General features: G+C 61.7%; 19 protein-coding genes and 1 pseudogene. 14 read left to right on the forward strand and 6 right to left on the reverse strand.

Annotation, left to right across the window (positions count from 1 at the left end; all coding sequences use genetic code 11):
- Positions 1-10: 10 nt before the first annotated feature.
- Positions 11-1210 carry an amino acid ABC transporter substrate-binding protein gene (locus CXF87_RS03970; RefSeq protein WP_157826468.1) on the reverse strand — a complete coding sequence of 400 codons (1200 nt, stop codon included), beginning with the start codon at positions 1208-1210 and terminating at the stop codon, positions 11-13.
- A 587-nt stretch (positions 1211-1797) separates the two neighbouring features.
- Here CXF87_RS03970 and CXF87_RS22370 point away from each other — a divergent pair.
- Positions 1798-2058 (forward strand): hypothetical protein, encoded by a 261-nt coding sequence (locus CXF87_RS22370; RefSeq protein WP_442906336.1) that lies wholly within the window; start codon positions 1798-1800, stop codon positions 2056-2058.
- 188 nt (positions 2059-2246) lie between these two features.
- Here CXF87_RS22370 and CXF87_RS03980 read toward each other — a convergent pair whose 3' ends face one another.
- On the reverse strand, positions 2247-2966 hold the full coding sequence (locus tag CXF87_RS03980; protein WP_101145569.1) for a GntR family transcriptional regulator: 720 nt from the start codon (positions 2964-2966) through the stop codon (positions 2247-2249).
- Between the two features lie 248 nt (positions 2967-3214).
- On the opposite strand from CXF87_RS03980, the gene CXF87_RS03985 reads away from it, so the two are divergent.
- From CXF87_RS03985 to CXF87_RS04040, 12 genes are all read left to right on the forward strand, one after another.
- Positions 3215-5089, forward strand: coding sequence for a PEP-utilizing enzyme (locus CXF87_RS03985; RefSeq protein ID WP_198555998.1), 1875 nt, complete (start codon positions 3215-3217; stop codon positions 5087-5089).
- Complete coding sequence (locus CXF87_RS03990) at positions 5086-6183, forward strand: PEP/pyruvate-binding domain-containing protein (protein WP_101145570.1); 1098 nt, start codon at positions 5086-5088, stop codon at positions 6181-6183. The genes CXF87_RS03985 and CXF87_RS03990 overlap by 4 nt, the downstream gene beginning before the upstream one ends.
- On the forward strand, positions 6180-7058 hold the full coding sequence (locus CXF87_RS03995) for an FAD binding domain-containing protein (RefSeq protein ID WP_101145571.1): 879 nt from the start codon (positions 6180-6182) through the stop codon (positions 7056-7058). The genes CXF87_RS03990 and CXF87_RS03995 overlap by 4 nt, the downstream gene beginning before the upstream one ends.
- A gap of 36 nt (positions 7059-7094) precedes the next feature.
- A complete protein-coding gene (locus tag CXF87_RS04000) occupies positions 7095-7724 on the forward strand; it encodes a CoxG family protein (protein WP_101145572.1) in 630 nt (209 codons plus the stop codon).
- Positions 7725-7735: 11 nt separating this feature from the next.
- Positions 7736-8254, forward strand: coding sequence for a (2Fe-2S)-binding protein (locus tag CXF87_RS04005; protein WP_101145573.1), 519 nt, complete (start codon positions 7736-7738; stop codon positions 8252-8254).
- The gene (locus CXF87_RS04010; protein WP_198555999.1) at positions 8251-10662 is read left to right on the forward strand and encodes a xanthine dehydrogenase family protein molybdopterin-binding subunit; all 2412 of its coding nucleotides are present in this window, start codon (positions 8251-8253) and stop codon (positions 10660-10662) included. The genes CXF87_RS04005 and CXF87_RS04010 overlap by 4 nt, the downstream gene beginning before the upstream one ends.
- Positions 10659-11333, forward strand: coding sequence for a hypothetical protein (locus CXF87_RS04015; protein WP_101145574.1), 675 nt, complete (start codon positions 10659-10661; stop codon positions 11331-11333). Before CXF87_RS04010 ends, CXF87_RS04015 begins: the two co-directional genes overlap by 4 nt.
- 2 nt (positions 11334-11335) lie before the next feature.
- The gene (locus CXF87_RS04020; RefSeq protein ID WP_101145575.1) at positions 11336-12163 is read left to right on the forward strand and encodes an alpha/beta fold hydrolase; all 828 of its coding nucleotides are present in this window, start codon (positions 11336-11338) and stop codon (positions 12161-12163) included.
- 11 nt (positions 12164-12174) lie between these two features.
- Positions 12175-12927 (forward strand): maleate cis-trans isomerase family protein, encoded by a 753-nt coding sequence (locus CXF87_RS04025; protein ID WP_101145577.1) that lies wholly within the window; start codon positions 12175-12177, stop codon positions 12925-12927.
- Positions 12928-12937: 10 nt separating this feature from the next.
- A complete protein-coding gene (locus CXF87_RS04030) occupies positions 12938-13576 on the forward strand; it encodes an N-carbamoylsarcosine amidohydrolase (RefSeq protein WP_101145579.1) in 639 nt (212 codons plus the stop codon).
- 149 nt (positions 13577-13725) lie between these two features.
- Complete coding sequence (locus CXF87_RS22375; protein ID WP_442906337.1) at positions 13726-13929, forward strand: hypothetical protein; 204 nt, start codon at positions 13726-13728, stop codon at positions 13927-13929.
- Positions 13930-13967: 38 nt separating this feature from the next.
- Positions 13968-14942: an XdhC family protein gene (locus CXF87_RS04040; protein ID WP_101145580.1), complete on the forward strand. Its 975-nt coding sequence runs from the start codon at positions 13968-13970 to the stop codon at positions 14940-14942.
- Positions 14943-15018: 76 nt separating this feature from the next.
- On the opposite strand, the gene CXF87_RS04045 is transcribed toward CXF87_RS04040, so the two are convergent.
- A complete protein-coding gene (locus tag CXF87_RS04045) occupies positions 15019-15192 on the reverse strand; it encodes a hypothetical protein (RefSeq protein ID WP_198556000.1) in 174 nt (57 codons plus the stop codon).
- A gap of 67 nt (positions 15193-15259) precedes the next feature.
- On the opposite strand from CXF87_RS04045, the gene CXF87_RS04050 reads away from it, so the two are divergent.
- Positions 15260-15460 (forward strand): hypothetical protein, encoded by a 201-nt coding sequence (locus CXF87_RS04050; protein WP_101145582.1) that lies wholly within the window; start codon positions 15260-15262, stop codon positions 15458-15460.
- 378 nt (positions 15461-15838) lie between these two features.
- Here the strand turns inward: CXF87_RS04050 and CXF87_RS21535 are convergent, their stop codons facing one another.
- From CXF87_RS21535 to CXF87_RS04055, 3 genes and pseudogenes are all read right to left on the reverse strand, one after another.
- Positions 15839-16081: a hypothetical protein gene (locus CXF87_RS21535; protein ID WP_157826469.1), complete on the reverse strand. Its 243-nt coding sequence runs from the start codon at positions 16079-16081 to the stop codon at positions 15839-15841.
- 121 nt (positions 16082-16202) lie between these two features.
- Positions 16203-16349 (reverse strand): hypothetical protein, encoded by a 147-nt coding sequence (locus CXF87_RS21540; RefSeq protein ID WP_157826470.1) that lies wholly within the window; start codon positions 16347-16349, stop codon positions 16203-16205.
- Positions 16350-16436: 87 nt separating this feature from the next.
- Positions 16437-17186: pseudogene (locus CXF87_RS04055) on the reverse strand (IS5 family transposase).
- Positions 17187-17262 lie beyond the last annotated feature (76 nt).

Below are 17262 nucleotides of genomic sequence, written 5' to 3' on the forward strand. Positions count from 1 at the left end.
AATGGATGGATTATTGCCACTCGGGCTTGGGAACGATGGGCGCTCTGGCGCCTTCGATATCGGTGGGGGCGATGCCTTGGAACTCACCATCTTGCCACTGGCCGACGAAGAAAATGTCCTTGAGCATGTTGTTCTCGAAGCGTACCTCGCCGAGGATCGTCTCGAAGGTGCCGTCCTGCATCTCGGCGACGATCGCCTCGTGGTCGATGCTGCCGGCGCGCTCGATGGCTTGCTCTAGGATTTCCAGCGAGGCGTAGGTGAGCGGGCTGGTGAAGCGGTCGGGCTCGAAGCCGGCAAGCTCGGCATGGCGGGCGATGTAGTCCTGCATCAGCGGGTTATCGCCATTCACGCCGCCCACGCCCATCACGCCCTCGGCGTTGCCGCCGTTGCGCTCAAGAAACAGCGGAAAGGAAGTGCCGATACTGGCGAAGTAGACTGGCGGGTTGAAGTCCTGCAGGCGCGCTTGCTCGGTCATTGTTAAGGTGTCCGGCGGGTAGGAGAAGGCCAGGAAAACGTCCGGCTCCAGCGCCTTGATTTCGTTGAGCATCAGCGTGAAGTCCTGGTGGCCTACCGGATAGGCGCGGTCATAGACCAGCTCGAAACCGAGATCGTCAGCGAGGCTGCGTGCCGCCGTGGTCAGCTCGATGCCGAAACTGTCGGAAATACCGATCATGGCTATGCGTGAACCTATCTCGCCGGTGTCGCGCATCTCGGCGAATGCCTCGATGGCTGCGCCGGCGATCTCGCTACTGGTGCCTTCGTAGAAGAACAGGTTGGGCCAGCGCTCGCTCAGTTCATAGGCGCGGTCGGTCACCGCCGCCACCGCCAGATGGGGGTAGCCGTGGCGGCTGAGTATCGGCGCCATGGCTAGGTTCATAGAGGTGCCCCAGGGCGGCAGTACCAGATCGACCTCATCCTGTACGATCAGCCGCTCCGCGGCGCGCACCGCCTCCTCGGAACTGGAGCGGTCGTCGTACTCCACGACCTCGATGGGCACGCGGCCACCTTCGAGCATCAGCCCGCCGCGCTCGTTGACCTCATGCACCCAAAGTTCGTAATTGGGGATGGTGCTGGCCGCTGCGCCACCTGCGTTGGCGCCGGACTTAGAAACCGCATAACCGATGCGGATAGTGTCCTGCGCCAGGACATTTGATGAGAGCAGCAAGACTCCAAATAGCACTAAGGTGCCGAGCATTGTTCGTTTTTTCATGGGTAAATTGTCCTGTTGGTTTTTGTCAAAGAGCTCAAGGCAAAACGATAACTCTAGATAACTGTATACCATTTGACATTATGTATTCAATTGGATTTGGGTGGGAATGTCCATTGCCCGCATTTCGCCATGCAGGCGTGTCGGCAAGGGTAATATTGAGGATTGTAGTTGAAGTGCGGAGGTGTGACTGGCGTGTGAAGGATGGTGGCCGCTGTCGGGAAGAGCGGTGTAGATATTAGGGGCTGCTGGCATTTCATGGCATAGATACTGGCAAGATAAGAGCAAACCAGTAGAGTGGAAGTTCCGAAAACACCACCTTGTGAGCCTGCAATACCTCGACTGATGCTCAACAATGAGTGCTGGGCGAAGCTAAAAGCTACCCTGATTCAACAAGGGCTTTATCACAAGTCTGAATAACGAATAACGGTAGAGGGTATTCTGTATCGAATGCGCTCCCGCTGATCATGGCATGACTTGCCTGAGGTTTTTGGCCTCCGGGGTGCGGTCTGTAAGCCCTTTAACGACTGGTCGGTAGACGGCAAGTGAGTGGCTATCTTCAACGCATCGGTGAAAGTTCCTTATACCGAATGGCTCGTATCCACACCAAGGTATATCGGCACAGCGCAGGCGCGGCCAGTGATGATGCCGAGGCTATTAGCAAAAGCGGCGCAGGTATTAATAGCAAGATTCACCTGGCAGTTGATGCTTGGGCGAGGTGCTTGATAGTGAGAGAGAGGTGCGGCGCTGATTTACTTTCCGACGAGGCGCTAGTGACTGATAAAGACTATGGCGGTGACATTGTTCGCAAGCAGATCAGTGCGCAAAAGAGACGCTCGGTGAAGCCGTGAAAACGCAACTCGAAAAAGAGAATCTAGCTTGGATGGAAGGTGATATCTCTGCTGGCACTTGGTCGAGTATGACCTTACATGGATGAAGCATTATCGAGTTGTCGTGGCACGTTACGATAAACTCAAGCGAAATTACGAGAGCTTGGTTACTTTAGCCTGTGGCTTTCTCTGTTTGCCGTTGTGAAGCGTCAACAGCCCAAGGTGTGTTCAGTGCCGATGCGTTCGAGAGCCAGCTCGCAGGCTTGGGCGACATGCTCGGCCATCAGTGCTTCGGCGGCTTCGGCGTTGCCAGCTTCAATGGCTTCGAATATGGCACGATGGCGACGATACATCTGCTTGGCGTAAGAGGTGCTGTAGGCGTGGTGCGAGCGCAGGGTGACGGTCACCGCCAGTACTTGGTGGGCGATGGTGAGTAACATCTGACTGCCAGCGGCGGCGGCGATAGCTTCATGAAAGGCTAAGTCAGCTTGGGCTTGTTCCATGGGTGTAGCGTTGCTGTCGAGGCGCTTCTGCGTCTCCAGTGTCTCTGCGATGGCGTCGAGCTGAGTTCTGTTGCGATGGATGGCGGCGCAGTGAGCGGCATGAGCTTCCAGTACCCGGCGTAAAGCGTAGATCTGCTCGATGTCGCTGACGGTAAAGGAGGATACGTAGGCGCCGCGATTATGGCTCAGACTGATTAGCCCTTCGCCTTGAAGGATGAAGAGTGCCTCGCGCACGGGTGTGCGGCTGATCTTTAACTCGGCGGCCAGATTGCGCTCACGGATTGGATTGCCGGGCTTGAGGTCTCCGGCAAGAATGGCGCGGCGAATGACATGGGCAACTGCCTCGCTGCGACGGGAGGGGGGTATGGTGAGACCCAGGCCCTTATAGAACTCGTCGTATAGTGTTTTTAAGTGACTGGTTGGCATACATGCTGTGCTGGTTTGATATGACGTGCCGGGGATGGCGGGCGCGCAGGTTACTACATGCTGCGTGCGTCGTCACCTATTTATCGCGCGCTTTCTCAGCGGAAGTTCGAATGGCATACCAGTATTGAATTTATCAAAAAATGGTGTACCATTGGTGCGAGAAGATAAAAGGATAATAATAGAAAGTTAGACGCTTTCATGGACATGCCGCTTACCTTAAAGAGACAATTAACAAGAGGTATTGACACATGCAACAGACTGCAACGTCTCAGATGGCGACCGTGCCGCCCTCGGCCAAGACCCGTTTCACGAGCCCGTTCGATGTCGCCACGCCCGAAGGCGCTGAAGGTTGGCAGGGACTCTATCCCTACTACGCGCTGATCAGCCCTGAGCGGCGCGAGATGGAGGAGGAGAAGCTGTGGTTCTTCGATGGCATGCACAGCCCGGCGCCACTCTACCCCTTTGACACCATCATGACCGAAAACTGGTGGGTGGCGGCCAGCCAGATGACCAACCGCGTATGGCCGATTCCGCTGGCACAGGGCATCGACCATCGCATTATCAACGGCTATCTCTACGTCAGCCCCAACGCCGTCACAGACCCGGACGAGATCGCCAAGCGAGCCGAGCACTTCAACTCCCGCGCCGGCCATTACTATGAGAACTGGGACTTCATCTATGGGGAGTGGGAGACCAAGGCGCGGGACTGCATCGAGCGCCTCAAGGCAATCGAGTTCAAGCCGCTGCCCGAGCTGGTCCCCGAAGAGCAGGTGTTCGGCCATCGTGGCTTGTACTCCTCCCACGACCTGCTCACCTCCTACAACACCCTGATTCAGAACATGCTGGAGATGGGCTCCTACCATTTCGAGATGCTCAATCTCGGCTACGGCGCCTACCTCACCTTCCGCGAATTTTGTCAGGAAGCCTTCCCCGGCATCAGCGATCAGACCATCACCCATATGGTTTCGGGCATCGACATCCTGCTGTTCCGCCCCGACGATGAGGTGCGCGGTCTGGCCGAGTTGGCGGTGGAGCTGGGCCTTGATGGGGTAATCCTGGAAAACGAAGCCCCCGAGGCGATGCTCGACGCCATCAAGGCCGCCCCCAAGGGCGAGCAGTGGCTGGCCGCCTATGAGGAGGCCCGCGAGCCCTGGTTCTGGTTCTCCACCGGCGTGGGCTACACCCATGAAGACCCTGTGTGGATGACCGATCCGCGTATGCCCTTTTCGGCGATGCGTGGCTACATCAAGTCGCTGAAGGGCGGCGAGGACATCCGCCGCCCGCTGGACGAGATCATCGAAAAGCGCACCCGTGTCACCGCCGAGTACCGTGAGCTGCTGCCTTCCGAGGTGGACCGCGAAGCCTTCGACGGCCTAGTGGAGCTGGCGCGCAAGGTATACCCCTTCGTCGAAAACCACAACTTCTATGTCGAGCACTGGCATCACTCGCTGTTCTGGGAGAAAGTTCGCGAGCTGGGCGATGTATTCGTAGCTCACAACTTCTTCGATGATCGCGATGATATCTTCTATCTCCACCGCCATGAGATTTACGACGCCCTCTACGACGTGCTGATTGGCTGGGCGGTGGGCACGCCGCCGCGGGGCGAGGTCTACTGGCGGCCGTTGATCGCCAAGCGCAAGCAGATTCGCGATGCCCTCTGCCAGTGGTCGCCACCCCCCGCCCTTGGCGTGCCGCCTGAAAGCATCACCGAGCCGCTGACCATCATGCTGTGGGGTATCACCCAGGAGACCATCCTGGAGTGGTTGGGCGTGGACGGCTCCAATGATGGGGAATTGCGCGGCGTGGCTGCCTCTCCGGGCAAGGCGACCGGCCGCGCCCGGGTGATCACCGATTTCGCCCAGCTCTACGACGTCGAGGATGATGAGATCCTGGTCTGTCGCATCACCGCACCGAGCTGGGCGCCGATATTCCAGCGCGTCGCTGCGGCGGTCTCCGACGTTGGCGGCATGATGGCCCACACCGCGATCATCTCCCGCGAATACGGCCTGCCGGCGGTAGTCGGCACTGGCTTCGCCACCACCAGCATCAAGACCGGTGACCTAGTCGAGGTCGACGGCAACGAAGGTACCGTGCGCGTGGTCGACGAGGAGGCAGCATCATGAGCGATCAAACCTTCATCCTGTGGCTCGACGACGCCTCGGCCCCCGGCAACGCGCTGCTCGGCGGCAAGTTCGCCAGCCTGGCGCAATCCACCGCCGAGGGACTGGCGGTGCCGCCGGGCTTCGGCGTCACCACCGCCGCCTACCGCCACTTCATGGAGGCCACTGACTTGGCCTCCGAGGCGGCGCGCATCCGCGAGCGCGCTCCGCACATGGCGCTCAATGAGATCAAGGGCGAGACCGCCAAGCTGGTGGAGGGCATCAACAGCGCTCCGCTGCCAGAGGCGCTCGACGCGCAGATCCGCGCAAGCTACGCGGATCTTGAAAAGCGCACCGGCGTCAGCGAGACGCCGGTAGCGGTGCGCTCCAGCGGCGAGTCCGAGGATCTGGACGGCGCCAGCTTCGCTGGCCAGTACGATACCTACCTGTGGATCTGCGGCGCCGATGCGGTGATCCGCCATATCCGCGCCTGCTGGGCCGGAATGTTCGGCGATGCCGTGCTTTCCTACCGCGTGGATGGCGAGACCGCCGTGGCGGCGGGGGACTTTGGCATGTGCGTCGGCATCCAGCAGATGGTGGAGGCCCGTGCTGCCGGGGTGATGTTTACCCTCAACCCACTCAATGGAGACCGCTCCAAGGTGGTGATGGAAGCCTGCTGGGGGCTCGGCGAGGGTGTCGTCAAGGGCGACATCACGCCCGCCCAGTTCACCGTCGACAAGGTGACCCTGGAAATCCTCGACCGCAAGACGGTGGAGCAGACCGAGATGTACTGCTTCGACCCCGCGGCGGGCGAGGTGGCGCTGGTGCCGATGAAAGGCGAGCGTTGCCAGACGCCCTGCCTCAACGACGAACAGGTGCTCGAACTGACGCGGCTCGCCAAGCAGATCGAGCGCCAGCGCGGGGCCCCCCAGGACATCGAATGGGCGGTCAGCGAACAGGGTGAGGTGCGCGTGCTGCAGGTGCGCCCCGAAACGGTGTGGAGCCGCCGCGAGACCAAGAGTCTGGTGGAGGAGGGGCAATCACCGATCAACCGCGTGCTGTCCCGCTTCGCCGGGGTGCGGGTGGCCGCCAAGGCCGCCCAAGGAGAGCAGCAGTGAAAGCGGCGGATTTTCTCTACCATCGCGCCGGCTCCGTGGCCGAAGCGGTGACGTTGCTCGATGAATACGCTGGCGAGGCGCGTCTGCTCGCCGGGGGCCAGAGCCTGATGCCGATGCTCAACATGCGGCTGTGGCGGCTGGGTGCGCTGATTGATGTCAACCAAGTGCCGGGGCTCGACGGCATCGAAGCCGAAGGCGACGAGACCCGCGTCGGTGCGCTGACCCGTTACGCCAGCCTGGAGCGCTCCGAGGTGGCGGCGAGGCGCCTGCCGCTGCTCGTTGAAATGGTGCGCCATATCGGCGACCACCAGGTGCGCAATCGCGGCACCATCGGCGGCAGCCTGGTGCAGGGCGACCCCACCGGCGAGATACCGCTGGGTTGCCTGGTGCTCGGCGCTCGGGTGCGGATGGAGAGCGGCCGGGGCAGCCGGGAGATTGCCATGTGCGAATTCTACGACGGCTCCTACGCTGCCGCTCTGGAGTTCGATGAAATGGTGACCGAAATCCGTTTTCCGCGCCATCCGCAGCACTTCGCCTTCACCGAGCTGACCCGTCGTCACGGCGACTTCTGCGTGCTCTCGGTGGCGGTCACCGGCGAACGCGACGTCGATGGCCGCTGGCGCGAGGTGCGTATCGGCCTGGGCGGGGTGAGCGACATGCCGGTGTTGGCCGAGGCGGCCGGCTCGCGGCTTGCCGGCACCCGACTGGAGGATGACGACATCCGTGAGGCCGCCGAGCTGACCCTGGAGGCCATCGATCCACCCAGCGACATGCGCGCCACGGCGGAGTACCGGGCGCATCTCGTCCCCGTCCATGTGCGGCGGGCCTTGCAGCAACTGCGCGCCTCAGATCCGGCCATGCCGACACTGAAATAGCAGTACTGAGCCTGTAACCAGAACAAGAGGTAGCAGATGAAATTCGAACAGCAATTCCAGGTCGCCGAGCCCATCGGCAAGGTCTGGGCGTTCTTCGAGCAGTTCGAGCAAGTGGCGCAGTGCATTCCCGGCGTCAAGCGGGCCGAACAGCTCGACGAGGACAACGTGGCGGTCACCGTTACCCAAAAGCTGGGACCGATGTCCGCCACCTTCGAGGCGAGGGTACACATTATCGAGCGCCTGCCCCGGGAGCGCATCGGTTTCACTTCCACCGGCAAGGCAGTGAAGGGCGCCATCGGCAACTTCCGGGCTTCCAACAGCGTGGAGCTGCGCGAAGAGAACGGCCACACCCATGTCACCGTCAGCGGCGAGGTGGCGCTGGCCGGTGCCTTAGGCAGCGTAGGCCAGAAGGTAATCAGCAGGCAGGCCGAGAAGATTACGGTCGAGTTCACCCGTAATCTCGAACGCGTGCTCTCCGGCGAGACGGTGGAAGCTACCACCGCGCCCGCTGTCCGTTGCCCGGCGGCGGCCAAGGTCGCGGCACCGGCGGTGCCTTCCGGCACTGCACCACTGGAGGCTCCCGGGGAGTTTTGGCCGAAGCTTTCGGCGACGCTCAGCGCGGCGGCGCTGGTGGTCAGCCTACTGGTGCTATGGCAGGTGAGCTGAGGAGGCATGCAATGACACTTAACGAGAACGAGATCACTCTGACCATCAATGGCGAGAGCATGCGCGCCTGGGCGCCGAGCCGCATGCACGCAGCGGACTTCCTGCGCCAGCGGCTGGGGTACACCGGCACCCATGTCGGCTGCGAGCAGGGGGTGTGCGGCATGTGCACCGTCATGGTCGATGGCCAGGCGGTGAAGTCATGCTTGATGCTTGCCGCCCAGCTCGACGGCGCCGAGGTGCGCACCGTGGAGTCGCTAGCGGAGGGCGAAAATCTTAGCGCCCTGCAGCAATCCTTCAAGCGCCACCACGGCTTGCAGTGCGGCTTCTGCACTCCGGGCTTTCTGATGCTGGCGAGTAGCTTGGCGGCGCGCGGCGAGACGATGAGCCGTGAGCAGATCCGCGACGAGATCAGTGGCGTGTTGTGCCGTTGCACCGGTTACGAAGGCATCGTGCGTGCCGTGGAAGAATACTTGCAGCTTCAACAACCCAAAGGCTCTCATCCACAACAGGCTGAGGAGGCTAGTCGATGAATGAGCTCATGGAAGCCCCCACCGTACCGCAGGAGGAGACTCGGCAGGAGGAGGGCCTCAAGCATCGCCTGATCGGTACCAGCGTGCCGCGCACTGAGGATGAGCGGCTGCTGCGCGGCGACGGTCGCTTCACCGACGACGTGCAGTTCGCCCACCAACTGGAGATGGCGGTGGGGCGTTGTCCCTTCCCCCACGCCCGCATCCTTTCTATCGACGTCTCCCGAGCGCTGGAGCTGGAAGGCGTCAAACATATTCTTACTGGCGAGCAGGTTCGTGAGCAAAGTGAACCGCTCTCTGTGCTGCGCCCGGTCCCCGGTGCGCCACAATTACCCTATTACGCTCTTGCCCAGGAGAAGGCGACCTACGAAGGCCAGCCGGTGGTGAGCGTCGTCGCGACTAGCCGAGCCCTGGCCGAGGACGCCATTGAACTGATCGAGATCGAGTACGAGCCGCTGCCCCATGTCAGCGACGCCATCGAGGCGCTGAAGAAAGATGCGCCGATACTGCACCCGCAGTCGCTGGAATCCAATCTGCTGGCGAGCAACAGCGACCGCGCCGGCGAGCCGGAAGCGCAGATCGAGGAAGCGCCGGTAGTATTACGCGGGCAGATGCGCATCGGCCGTGTAACACCGCTGCCCATGGAACCGCGTGGTGTGGTGGCGGTATGGCGGCCCGGCGCCCGGGAGCTTTCGGTCTACAGCTCCACCCAGGTGCCTCATCTTGTACGCAAGCAGCTTGCCGAGGCGCTGCGCATCGGTGAGGAATGCATCCGCGTCAGCGCTTCGGACGTAGGGGGCGGTTTCGGCCAAAAGCTAGGCATCTATCCCGAGGATGTGCTGGCGAGTCTGCACGCCACAGCACTGCGCCGTCCGGTGAAATGGATTGAGGATCGAATGGAGCACTTTCGCGCCGCCACTCACGGCCGTGAATCGATTCATGACTACTGCCTGGCGGCGGATGCGGAGGGGCGCTTCCTGGCGATGACCAACACCTATACGACCGATATCGGCGGCTGGAACTCGTCTTTTGGCTCGTCGCAGCTCTCCAGCGTGGTCTTCACCGGTCCCTACCGAGTGGCGGACGCCGCCGTGGAGCGCCGTGTGGCGATGACCAACAAGACTCCGGTAGGTGCCTATCGCGGCTACGGTCAGCCGGAGGTCAACTTTGCCCTCGAGGTGTTGGTGGACCGCCTGGCGCGCCAGCTTGATAAAGATCCGCTGGAACTGCGCGAAATGAACATGCTACGTCCCGAGGATTTACCCTGGACGGTGCCCAGCGGCGCCGTCTACGACAGTGGCGACTATATCAAGACGCTGCACATGGCCGCCGAGTCGGTAGATTACGCCGCCCACCGGGCCAAGCATCGCGAGCCGCGGGCCGACGGGCGCATCGTCGGCATCGGGCTGGCCTCCTTCGTCGAGCGCACCGGCTACGCCAGCGCGCGCTTCCTTGCCAAACGCGGCTCCAAGTTCGGCGCCCATGAGAGCCTCACATTGCGCGCTAACCGTTCCGGCGGCATCGACCTATACACTGGGGTCTCCTCTATAGGCCAGAGCAGCGAGACCGCCTTCGCGCAGATCTGCGCCGAGGTGCTGGGGGTGGATTTCGACATGGTGCGGGTACACACCGGTGATACTGCCTCCTCACCGCTCAACACTGGATCCTTCGCCTCGCGCACCCTGATAGCCGCCGCCGGCGCGCTGCGCGAGGCGGCACTGGCCTTCCGCGACAAGACCCTGCGCATCGGTGCCTGGGCGCTGGGCATCGCCCCCGAGGAGGCGCTGATCGAGGGCCGTGAGGTGCGCCACCGCGACGATGCTGGCAAGCGCGTACCGCTCTCCGACGTCTTCAGCCGGGCAATTATCGGACAGGGCATTCCCCACGACGAGACACCGGGGCTGGAGACCACCGCCCACTTCGAGCCGCCCAGCGCCGCCTTCTCCTTCGGCACCGCCGCGGCGGTGGTGGCAGTGGATCCGGAGACCGGTGAGTTCGAAGTGGAGCGCTTCGTGATGGTTCACGACTGCGGCGTGGTGGTGAATCCAATGATCGTCGAGGGCCAGGTACGTGGCGCCCTGGTGCAGGGGCTGGGTGCGGCGCTGGGCGAGGAGCTGCGCTATGACGCCGTCACCGGTCAGCTGCTCAGCGGCTCGATGCTCGACTATGCCGTGCCCCGCGCTGCCGACGTGCCGCCGATCGAGCTTCTGCACACAGAGGTGCCCTCGCCGGTGACTACCTTCGGCGTGCGCGGTGTGGGTGAGGTGGGCACCATTCCGCCCGGTGCGGCCATCGCCAACGCCCTCTGCGATGCTCTGTCGGATTACGGCGTGGAGTTCTCGGCTCTGCCGATCACTCCGGAAAGCGTGTGGCGCGCCCTGAACGCAGCGAAAAAGGGAGAAGTGGCATGAACCCCTGCCTGCCTGGCCGCTATGCCGATTCAAGCTTCACCGCCCTGGAGCGGGGCGTGCTTGCGTGGCTCGACGGCTTCTACCAGCTCGAACATTTGCTCAATACCCGTGCCTGGGTGATTGAACTCTGCCAAGGCCAAGGCTCCGAGGCGCTCAGATTCGCGGCGCTGAGTCATGACGCCGAGCGGTTCTTCCCCGGTGGGCCCACCGGCACTCCTGCCAATGGCTTTGATGACCCGGACTACCTCTTCGCCCATTCCACCCGTTCCGCCGACATCGTCGAGGAGTGGATGGCGGGGCAGGGCACGGACGAGACGTTTCGCCGCCAGGTGCGGCGGTTGATCCTGCGCCACGAGATCGGTGGCGGCTGGGAGGCGGACATTCTCCAGGCCGCCGATGCACTCTCCTTCCTGGAGGTCCTCGACTGGCTCGCAGTGGAGTGGGTGCAGCGAGGCATCTACACCATCGAGGGCGCCAAGGAGAAGCTGTGCTGGAGCATGGAGCGCATTCGCCCGCCGCTGGCGCTGCACCGGGCGCTGCCGCTGTTCGAGGCCGCTACCCGAGCCCTCGATGCCGCCTTCGAGACGCGCACCGACTTCGCTGCGCGGCGCGAGCAGGTCTCCAGCCGCGCGTTCCTCACCCAAACCGCACAAGGCCCACAACAAGGATAACGATGACCACGACCTACCAATATGGCGCCAACGTCCACGCGGGCGGCATCCGCCAGCACTATCTGCGTTACGCTCTTAACAGCGGAGGTGGCAAGGCCGCCGGTCAGCCGCTGGTACTCATCCCCGGCATCACCAGCCCGGCAATCACCTGGGGCTTCGTCGCCGAGCGCCTGGGCCGCCAGTTCGACACCTACGTGCTCGACGTGCGCGGGCGCGGACTCTCCTCCACGGGGCCGGAACTCGCCTACGACACCGACACCTGCGCCGATGACGTCATCGCCTTCATCGACGCGCTGGGGCTTAAGAACGTGATTCTCGCCGGCCACTCGATGGGCGCGCGCTTCGCCCTGCGCGCCATGAGTCGTGGCGCCAGAAATGTGGAGAAGCTCGTACTGATCGATCCGCCGGTCTCCGGCCCGGGGCGCCGTGAATACCCCAGCAAGCTGCCCTGGTATGTCGATTCGATCCGCGACTGCACCCGTGGAGCGGGTATCGACACCATGCGCCAGTACTGCCCAACCTGGAGCGACGACCAGCTGCGCCTGCGCGCCGAGTGGCTGCACACCTGCTTCGAGCCAGCCATCGTCCAGACCTTCGAGGAGTTCCACACGGTGGACATCCACCAGGACTTCCCCCAGGTGAGTGTGCCTACCCTGCTGATGTGTGCCGGCAAGGGCGGCGTGATCCAGGACGAGGACAAGGAAGAGTTTCGCGGCCTTCTGCCGTCGATCCGCATCACCACCGCCGCGCAGGCAGGCCACATGATTCCCTGGGACGATTTCGAGGGCTTCTTCGCCGCCTTCGAGGATTTCCTAGGCCCAACGCTTTGATGGAGACTGCCATGACCCGCAACTACCGTATCGGCCAGATCGTGCCCAGCTCGAACGTGACGATGGAAACGGAAATTCCCGCCATGCTCATCGCGCGGCAGTTGATCCGTCCCGAGCGTTTCACCTTCCACTCCAGCCGTATGCGCATGAAAACCGTAAGCAAGGACGAACTCGCTGCCATGGATGGCGAGTCCGACCGCTGCGCCCTGGAACTTTCCGACGCCGCAGTAGACGTGATGGGCTATGCCTGTCTGGTGGCGATCATGTCCATGGGGCCGGGCTACCACCGCGAGTCGCAGAAGCGCCTGCGCGCACGCACAGAGGAGAACGGCTGCGACACTCCGGTGGTGACCAGCGCCGGTGCCTTGGTCGATGCGCTAAGCGTGATGAAGGCCAAGCGCGTGGTGGTGGTGGCGCCCTACATGAAGCCGCTCACCGAAATGGTGGTAGATTACATCCGCGAGGAGGGCGTCGAAGTGGTCGATTACCGTGCGCTGGAGATCCCCAACAACCTCGACGTGGCGCGTCACGATCCGAGCAATCTGCCGGAGATCGTCGCCGGGCTCGACTACGGCAACGTGGATGCCATCGTGCTCTCTGCCTGCGTGCAGATGCCCTCGCTAGCCGCCGTCTCCAAGGTCGAGGCGCTCACCGGCAAGCCGGTGGTCACCGCCGCTATAGCCACCACCTACGCCATGCTCAAGGCGCTGGAGCTCGAGCCGGTGGTACCCGGCGCCGGCGCGCTGCTCTCCGGCGCCTACTGAGGAAACGTTGATGTCAGACCCTCTCAATGATAACGCGCAGGACAACTACAAGGGCGTGTGGGACAGCCGGATCGGCTTCGGCGAGAAGAGCGCCCTGGTGGTGGTTGACTTCATGCAGGGCTACACCACGCCAGAGGCGCCACTCTACGCCCCCGGCGTGGTCGAGGCCATTCCCCACGCCGCCGAGGTGCTGGATCGCGCCCGCCGGGCCGGCCTCCCGATCATCCACACCAACATCCGCTATCAGCCCGAGCGATTCCTCGATGGTGGCGTGTGGCTGAAGAAGGCGCCAGTGATGAAGGCCATGGTGGAAGGCAACCCGCATGCCGCGTTCTGCCCCGAAGTGGCCCCGCGGCCGGAGGAACTAGTAATCAGCAAGCAGTACCCCAGCTCGTTCTTCGGCACCTCGCTGGCCCCGACGTTACGTGCCCTGGGGGTGGACACCGTGGTGCTGATGGGCTGCTCCACCAGCGGCTGCATCCGCGCCACGGCGGTGGACGGGCTGCAGCATGGCTTCCGGGTGATGGTGATCCGCGAATGCGTGGGCGACCGTCATCCCGATCCTCACGAGGCCAACCTGTTCGATATCGATAGTAAGTATGGCGACGTTATCGCTAAGGAAGAGCTTCTCGCTCACATCGACGCTTGAGAGCACTTTCCACCAAGGGCGAATGTTTTCGTAGAGATGTTGTTCATAACGACAAGGAGAAGGGCCATGCCCGTAAGCAATACGCAGCTGACCCAGATGTTCGAGCACGTGCTGACGCTCTCCAAGGTCGACGAGACCCAGAGCGTGGCGTGCTCAAGAGCCACTATTCCAATCCGCGTATCGTCAACGCGGCGATGGAGGCCGCCCAGCGCCTCAAGACCAAGATCTACTGCGTCGAGCTGCCGGCCTACAACGACCCGCGCCAGATCGGCAACGACCTCACTGCCATTGTCGGCGACCCCCCTGTGGTGGTCAAAGGGAAGGTGGTTGCGCCGAAGGCATCCATCGGCTGAAAGCCTGGTGTAGCGAACCTCAATCGTAGCGGACAACAATGCAATATCTCGATCTGCAAGTGATGTCGCGGGCCCTTGAGTGGGCCCGCGCCGGCGAGACACTGTGGCTGTGCACGGTACTCTCCACCTTCGGCTCCTCACCGCGCGAGCCCGGCTCGCTGCTGGTAGCCAGGCGCGATGGCGCCCATGCCGGTTCGCTTTCCGGCGGCTGCGTCGAGGAGGATTTTCTTACCCGTATGCAGACAGGGGAGTTCGAGGAGCCGGTTATGGAGATCCGCTACGGCGGTGACAACGGCCCGCAGAACCCGCAGATCTCTCTGCCCTGCGGCGGCATTCTTGAGGTGCTGATCGAACGCTTGGAACCCGAATCCGGCAACCTCGAGCATCTCAATGCATTGCACGCCGCACTGCTTGGCCAGCGCCCCCAGGTGCGGCGCATCGGATTGCATGATGGCCGTAGGGAACTCAGCGAGGACAGCGGCCTCGGCCCGCGGGTTGAGCGCGACGCCGAAACCGTCCGGGTGCGGGTGGGCCCGGCCTCGCGACTACTGATCGCCGGCATCTCACCGGTCTCGGCGGCCTGCGCCGAGTTCGCCCGAACGCTGGGCTTCGAGGTGATTGTCTGCGATCCGCACGAGGAACTGCATGGCGAGATCGACGTGCCCGGGGTGCGCCTGGAGGCCGTACTACCCTCAATGTTCATCGCAACCGGTGGTTGCCACGGCGCCACGGCGGTAGTGGCGCTCACCCACGACCCGCGCATTGATGACCTGGCGATGATCGAGGCGGTGCGCACCGAGGCATTCTACATCGGGGTAATGGGTTCCAAGCGCACTTCTCAAGCGCGGGCCGAGCGGCTGCGCCGCTCCGGGGGCCTGAGCGACGAGCAGATCGCACGCCTCCATATGCCTATTGGCCTGGCGCTGGGCAGCAAGACGCCCGCCGAAATTGCCCTGGCGGTGATGGCCGATGTGCTGCGCGTGCAGCGGGGCAAAGCTCGGGATGCATTGTGAAATCCCAACCATGAAGCAGCCGTGGTTTTTCCCGCCAAGTCTTGGACTCCTCCGCTAAGAGGGTGTTTACAAATATTTAGACCTGGTGAGTTAATCGATTGAGCAATTGGCGGCCAGCCGCTAGCCATACCCAGGCTTCGGAGACCTCAACACGTCGGTCATGGTGCATCACCAGCGACGTGCCTTCTCGATCCAGGCATGGATACGCTCGACGACCCACCGTTTTGGGAGGACGGGGAACCCTTGGCATCTGTCTGCCTTGTGAAGAGGTCTGCCTGGTTCGGTGTGCACCACCAGCCTACGTTGGCATTGGCAGGATGACGCACGACCTCTACCGGGAAAACGGTTTGCATGAGCTGCGCCACCATCTCGAGGAGGGGGCACATCTAGCTCTGGGTCAGGGCGCTGCTGGGCGTATCCTTGAGCTGGAACAGGTAAAGCGCGACCAAGTTTTCATGTCTTTTGGCGAACGTGAGCCCAGCCTGGCCGCAGTTGCGGTGCCGATCATCAACTCTTGAGGCACGCTGGAAATAGCACTGGCGGTTTCCGGGTTGCGTAACCGCCTCGACCAGGAAATGTGTCAGAGATATGTGAGTGTCATTCGTGACCTAGCCCAGGAACTGGAGAGAAAACTGGGTTAAACCTGAGGAATCTCCTAGACGCCTAAACACTGATGAAGACGCCTTCTGGCTTTATCGTCACGGCCGCTTAAGTTCGATTACTGTCTATTTTTTTACCACAAAACCACGAAATACAAAGGCATTGCCGGGGCCTTAACAGTGGTTTCCCCTACGCTCTTAAAGCGGTTTCCGAAAACCGCGACAGAAACCAGTAGAGAAACCACTTCAGAAACCGTTTGAGGCTATCCCGATCCTGCTATACGACCACTCTCCTGTTCACGACATACCGCTGTAGGCACCGGTGATGATATGGGCAATACGCCGATCCGAGACATCCCGTGATACGTCCTCGTGGCGTTGACCAGAATCTGCTCGTTGGTTTTCGCGCTTTCCTCCTTGCGACAACGGCACGCTAACGGTAGGCGCTTCGTTGACTGGCGGGACACGCAGCGGAGGAATGCTGACAGGCTGCGGTGAGGCTACTCCTAGAGCTGGAGTCCTGGTAGCAGATAACCCCATTGCCCCCAGGTGGTCTGTGCTTACAGGGGCATAGCCCCCAAGGTGCTTTGGCGAGTAGCTACATTGTTGATGTTAGGCTCGCTTACAGACGCTGGCGTGAACTCTCCAGCCTCTGCCGCGGCTAAATAGCGACTCGTCTGTGCTTCACGATCTTCAAGGCCGTGCCACCATTAATTAGCCGCGTCACTTCAAGGCGGATGGGATCAAGTTCACGGCCACGGGGCTTGCCACGGAAGGGTCGCTTGGGGGTCACGGTCTGGACGGTCATTGGGCACTCGTTATTATCTTGATCGGCTTTATAGGGGTGAAACGAAGACGGTACCCCGCGGGGCGCCGTCTAGGGTCTGTTGACGTTTCACATGGGCAGCCATAAAAAACCACAAGCTAAGGCCACCATGCTTTCGTAGTTTCGCTTGAGCTTGTCGTAACGCGTCGCTATGGCGCGATACGGCTTCAACAGAGCAAAGGCATTCTCTACAAGATGGCGATAGCGATATAACCCTCTGTCTAAACTGCTATTTCCTGTCTTTGAGTTGCGCTTGAGTGGGATCACCGAGTCCATCCCCTTGGCGTCGACCTACTCACGGATACGCTCACTGTCATACCCCTTGTCAGCCACTAATGCCCCACCTATTGGCAACTCATCAATCAGCGCCTGTGCCTCAGTGCCGTCGTATACGTCACCTCCGGTGATCCTGAAAGCAATCGGTAGTCCATAAGCGTCAACGGCTAGGTGTATCTTGCTTGTGTTGCCCGCACGGCTTTTGCCAATGGCTTCTACTTCCTCTGTGGCAGCCCCTGTTCAGTCTTGATGCGCCTTGATATAGGAGCCATCAATGAAGAGCCATTCCGTATCTGGGTCTTCCACTAACCGATTAAAAATAGTCATCAATTTGCCCGCGGCCGACCAAGCGTTAAAGCGCTTATAGACCGTATTCCAGTGCCCAAAGTCGTCGGGTAAATCACGCCACTGGCAGCCGGTACGGATTCGGTAAAGTATGCCCTCTACCGTCATCCGTAGGTCAGCCTTGTCATAGATACGTTGTTGAAGCAGGATAGGTTTTAGCTTCGACCAGTGTTCATCTGTGAGCATCAGTCGGGGCATGGCAAGCTCGCAGTTTGTTGGTGTCGGAACCTGTATTCTGTGAGTTTGCCCCTATCCTGCCAATGCTATCCCTCAA

The sequence above is a fragment of the Halomonas sp. MES3-P3E genome (genome assembly GCF_002836035.1).
Classification (GTDB): domain Bacteria; phylum Pseudomonadota; class Gammaproteobacteria; order Pseudomonadales; family Halomonadaceae; genus Vreelandella; species Vreelandella arctica.

Bases quoted from the DNA above. Each gene is read 5' to 3' on its own strand.
- CXF87_RS03970 (WP_157826468.1), bottom strand. From the start codon at position 1,210: ATGAAAAAACGAACAATGCTCGGCACCTTAGTGCTATTTGGAGTCTTG.
- CXF87_RS22370 (WP_442906336.1), top strand. From the start codon at position 1,798: ATGGCTCGTATCCACACCAAGGTATATCGGCACAGCGCAGGCGCGGCC.
- CXF87_RS03980 (WP_101145569.1), bottom strand. From the start codon at position 2,966: ATGCCAACCAGTCACTTAAAAACACTATACGACGAGTTCTATAAGGGC.
- CXF87_RS03985 (WP_198555998.1), top strand. From the start codon at position 3,215: ATGCAACAGACTGCAACGTCTCAGATGGCGACCGTGCCGCCCTCGGCC.
- CXF87_RS03990 (WP_101145570.1), top strand. From the start codon at position 5,086: ATGAGCGATCAAACCTTCATCCTGTGGCTCGACGACGCCTCGGCCCCC.
- CXF87_RS04000 (WP_101145572.1), top strand. From the start codon at position 7,095: ATGAAATTCGAACAGCAATTCCAGGTCGCCGAGCCCATCGGCAAGGTC.
- CXF87_RS04005 (WP_101145573.1), top strand. From the start codon at position 7,736: ATGACACTTAACGAGAACGAGATCACTCTGACCATCAATGGCGAGAGC.
- CXF87_RS04010 (WP_198555999.1), top strand. From the start codon at position 8,251: ATGAATGAGCTCATGGAAGCCCCCACCGTACCGCAGGAGGAGACTCGG.
- CXF87_RS04015 (WP_101145574.1), top strand. From the start codon at position 10,659: ATGAACCCCTGCCTGCCTGGCCGCTATGCCGATTCAAGCTTCACCGCC.
- CXF87_RS04020 (WP_101145575.1), top strand. From the start codon at position 11,336: ATGACCACGACCTACCAATATGGCGCCAACGTCCACGCGGGCGGCATC.
- CXF87_RS04025 (WP_101145577.1), top strand. From the start codon at position 12,175: ATGACCCGCAACTACCGTATCGGCCAGATCGTGCCCAGCTCGAACGTG.
- CXF87_RS04030 (WP_101145579.1), top strand. From the start codon at position 12,938: ATGTCAGACCCTCTCAATGATAACGCGCAGGACAACTACAAGGGCGTG.
- CXF87_RS04040 (WP_101145580.1), top strand. From the start codon at position 13,968: ATGCAATATCTCGATCTGCAAGTGATGTCGCGGGCCCTTGAGTGGGCC.
- CXF87_RS04045 (WP_198556000.1), bottom strand. From the start codon at position 15,192: ATGCCAAGGGTTCCCCGTCCTCCCAAAACGGTGGGTCGTCGAGCGTAT.
- CXF87_RS04050 (WP_101145582.1), top strand. From the start codon at position 15,260: ATGACGCACGACCTCTACCGGGAAAACGGTTTGCATGAGCTGCGCCAC.
- CXF87_RS21535 (WP_157826469.1), bottom strand. From the start codon at position 16,081: ATGGGGTTATCTGCTACCAGGACTCCAGCTCTAGGAGTAGCCTCACCG.
- CXF87_RS21540 (WP_157826470.1), bottom strand. From the start codon at position 16,349: ATGACCGTCCAGACCGTGACCCCCAAGCGACCCTTCCGTGGCAAGCCC.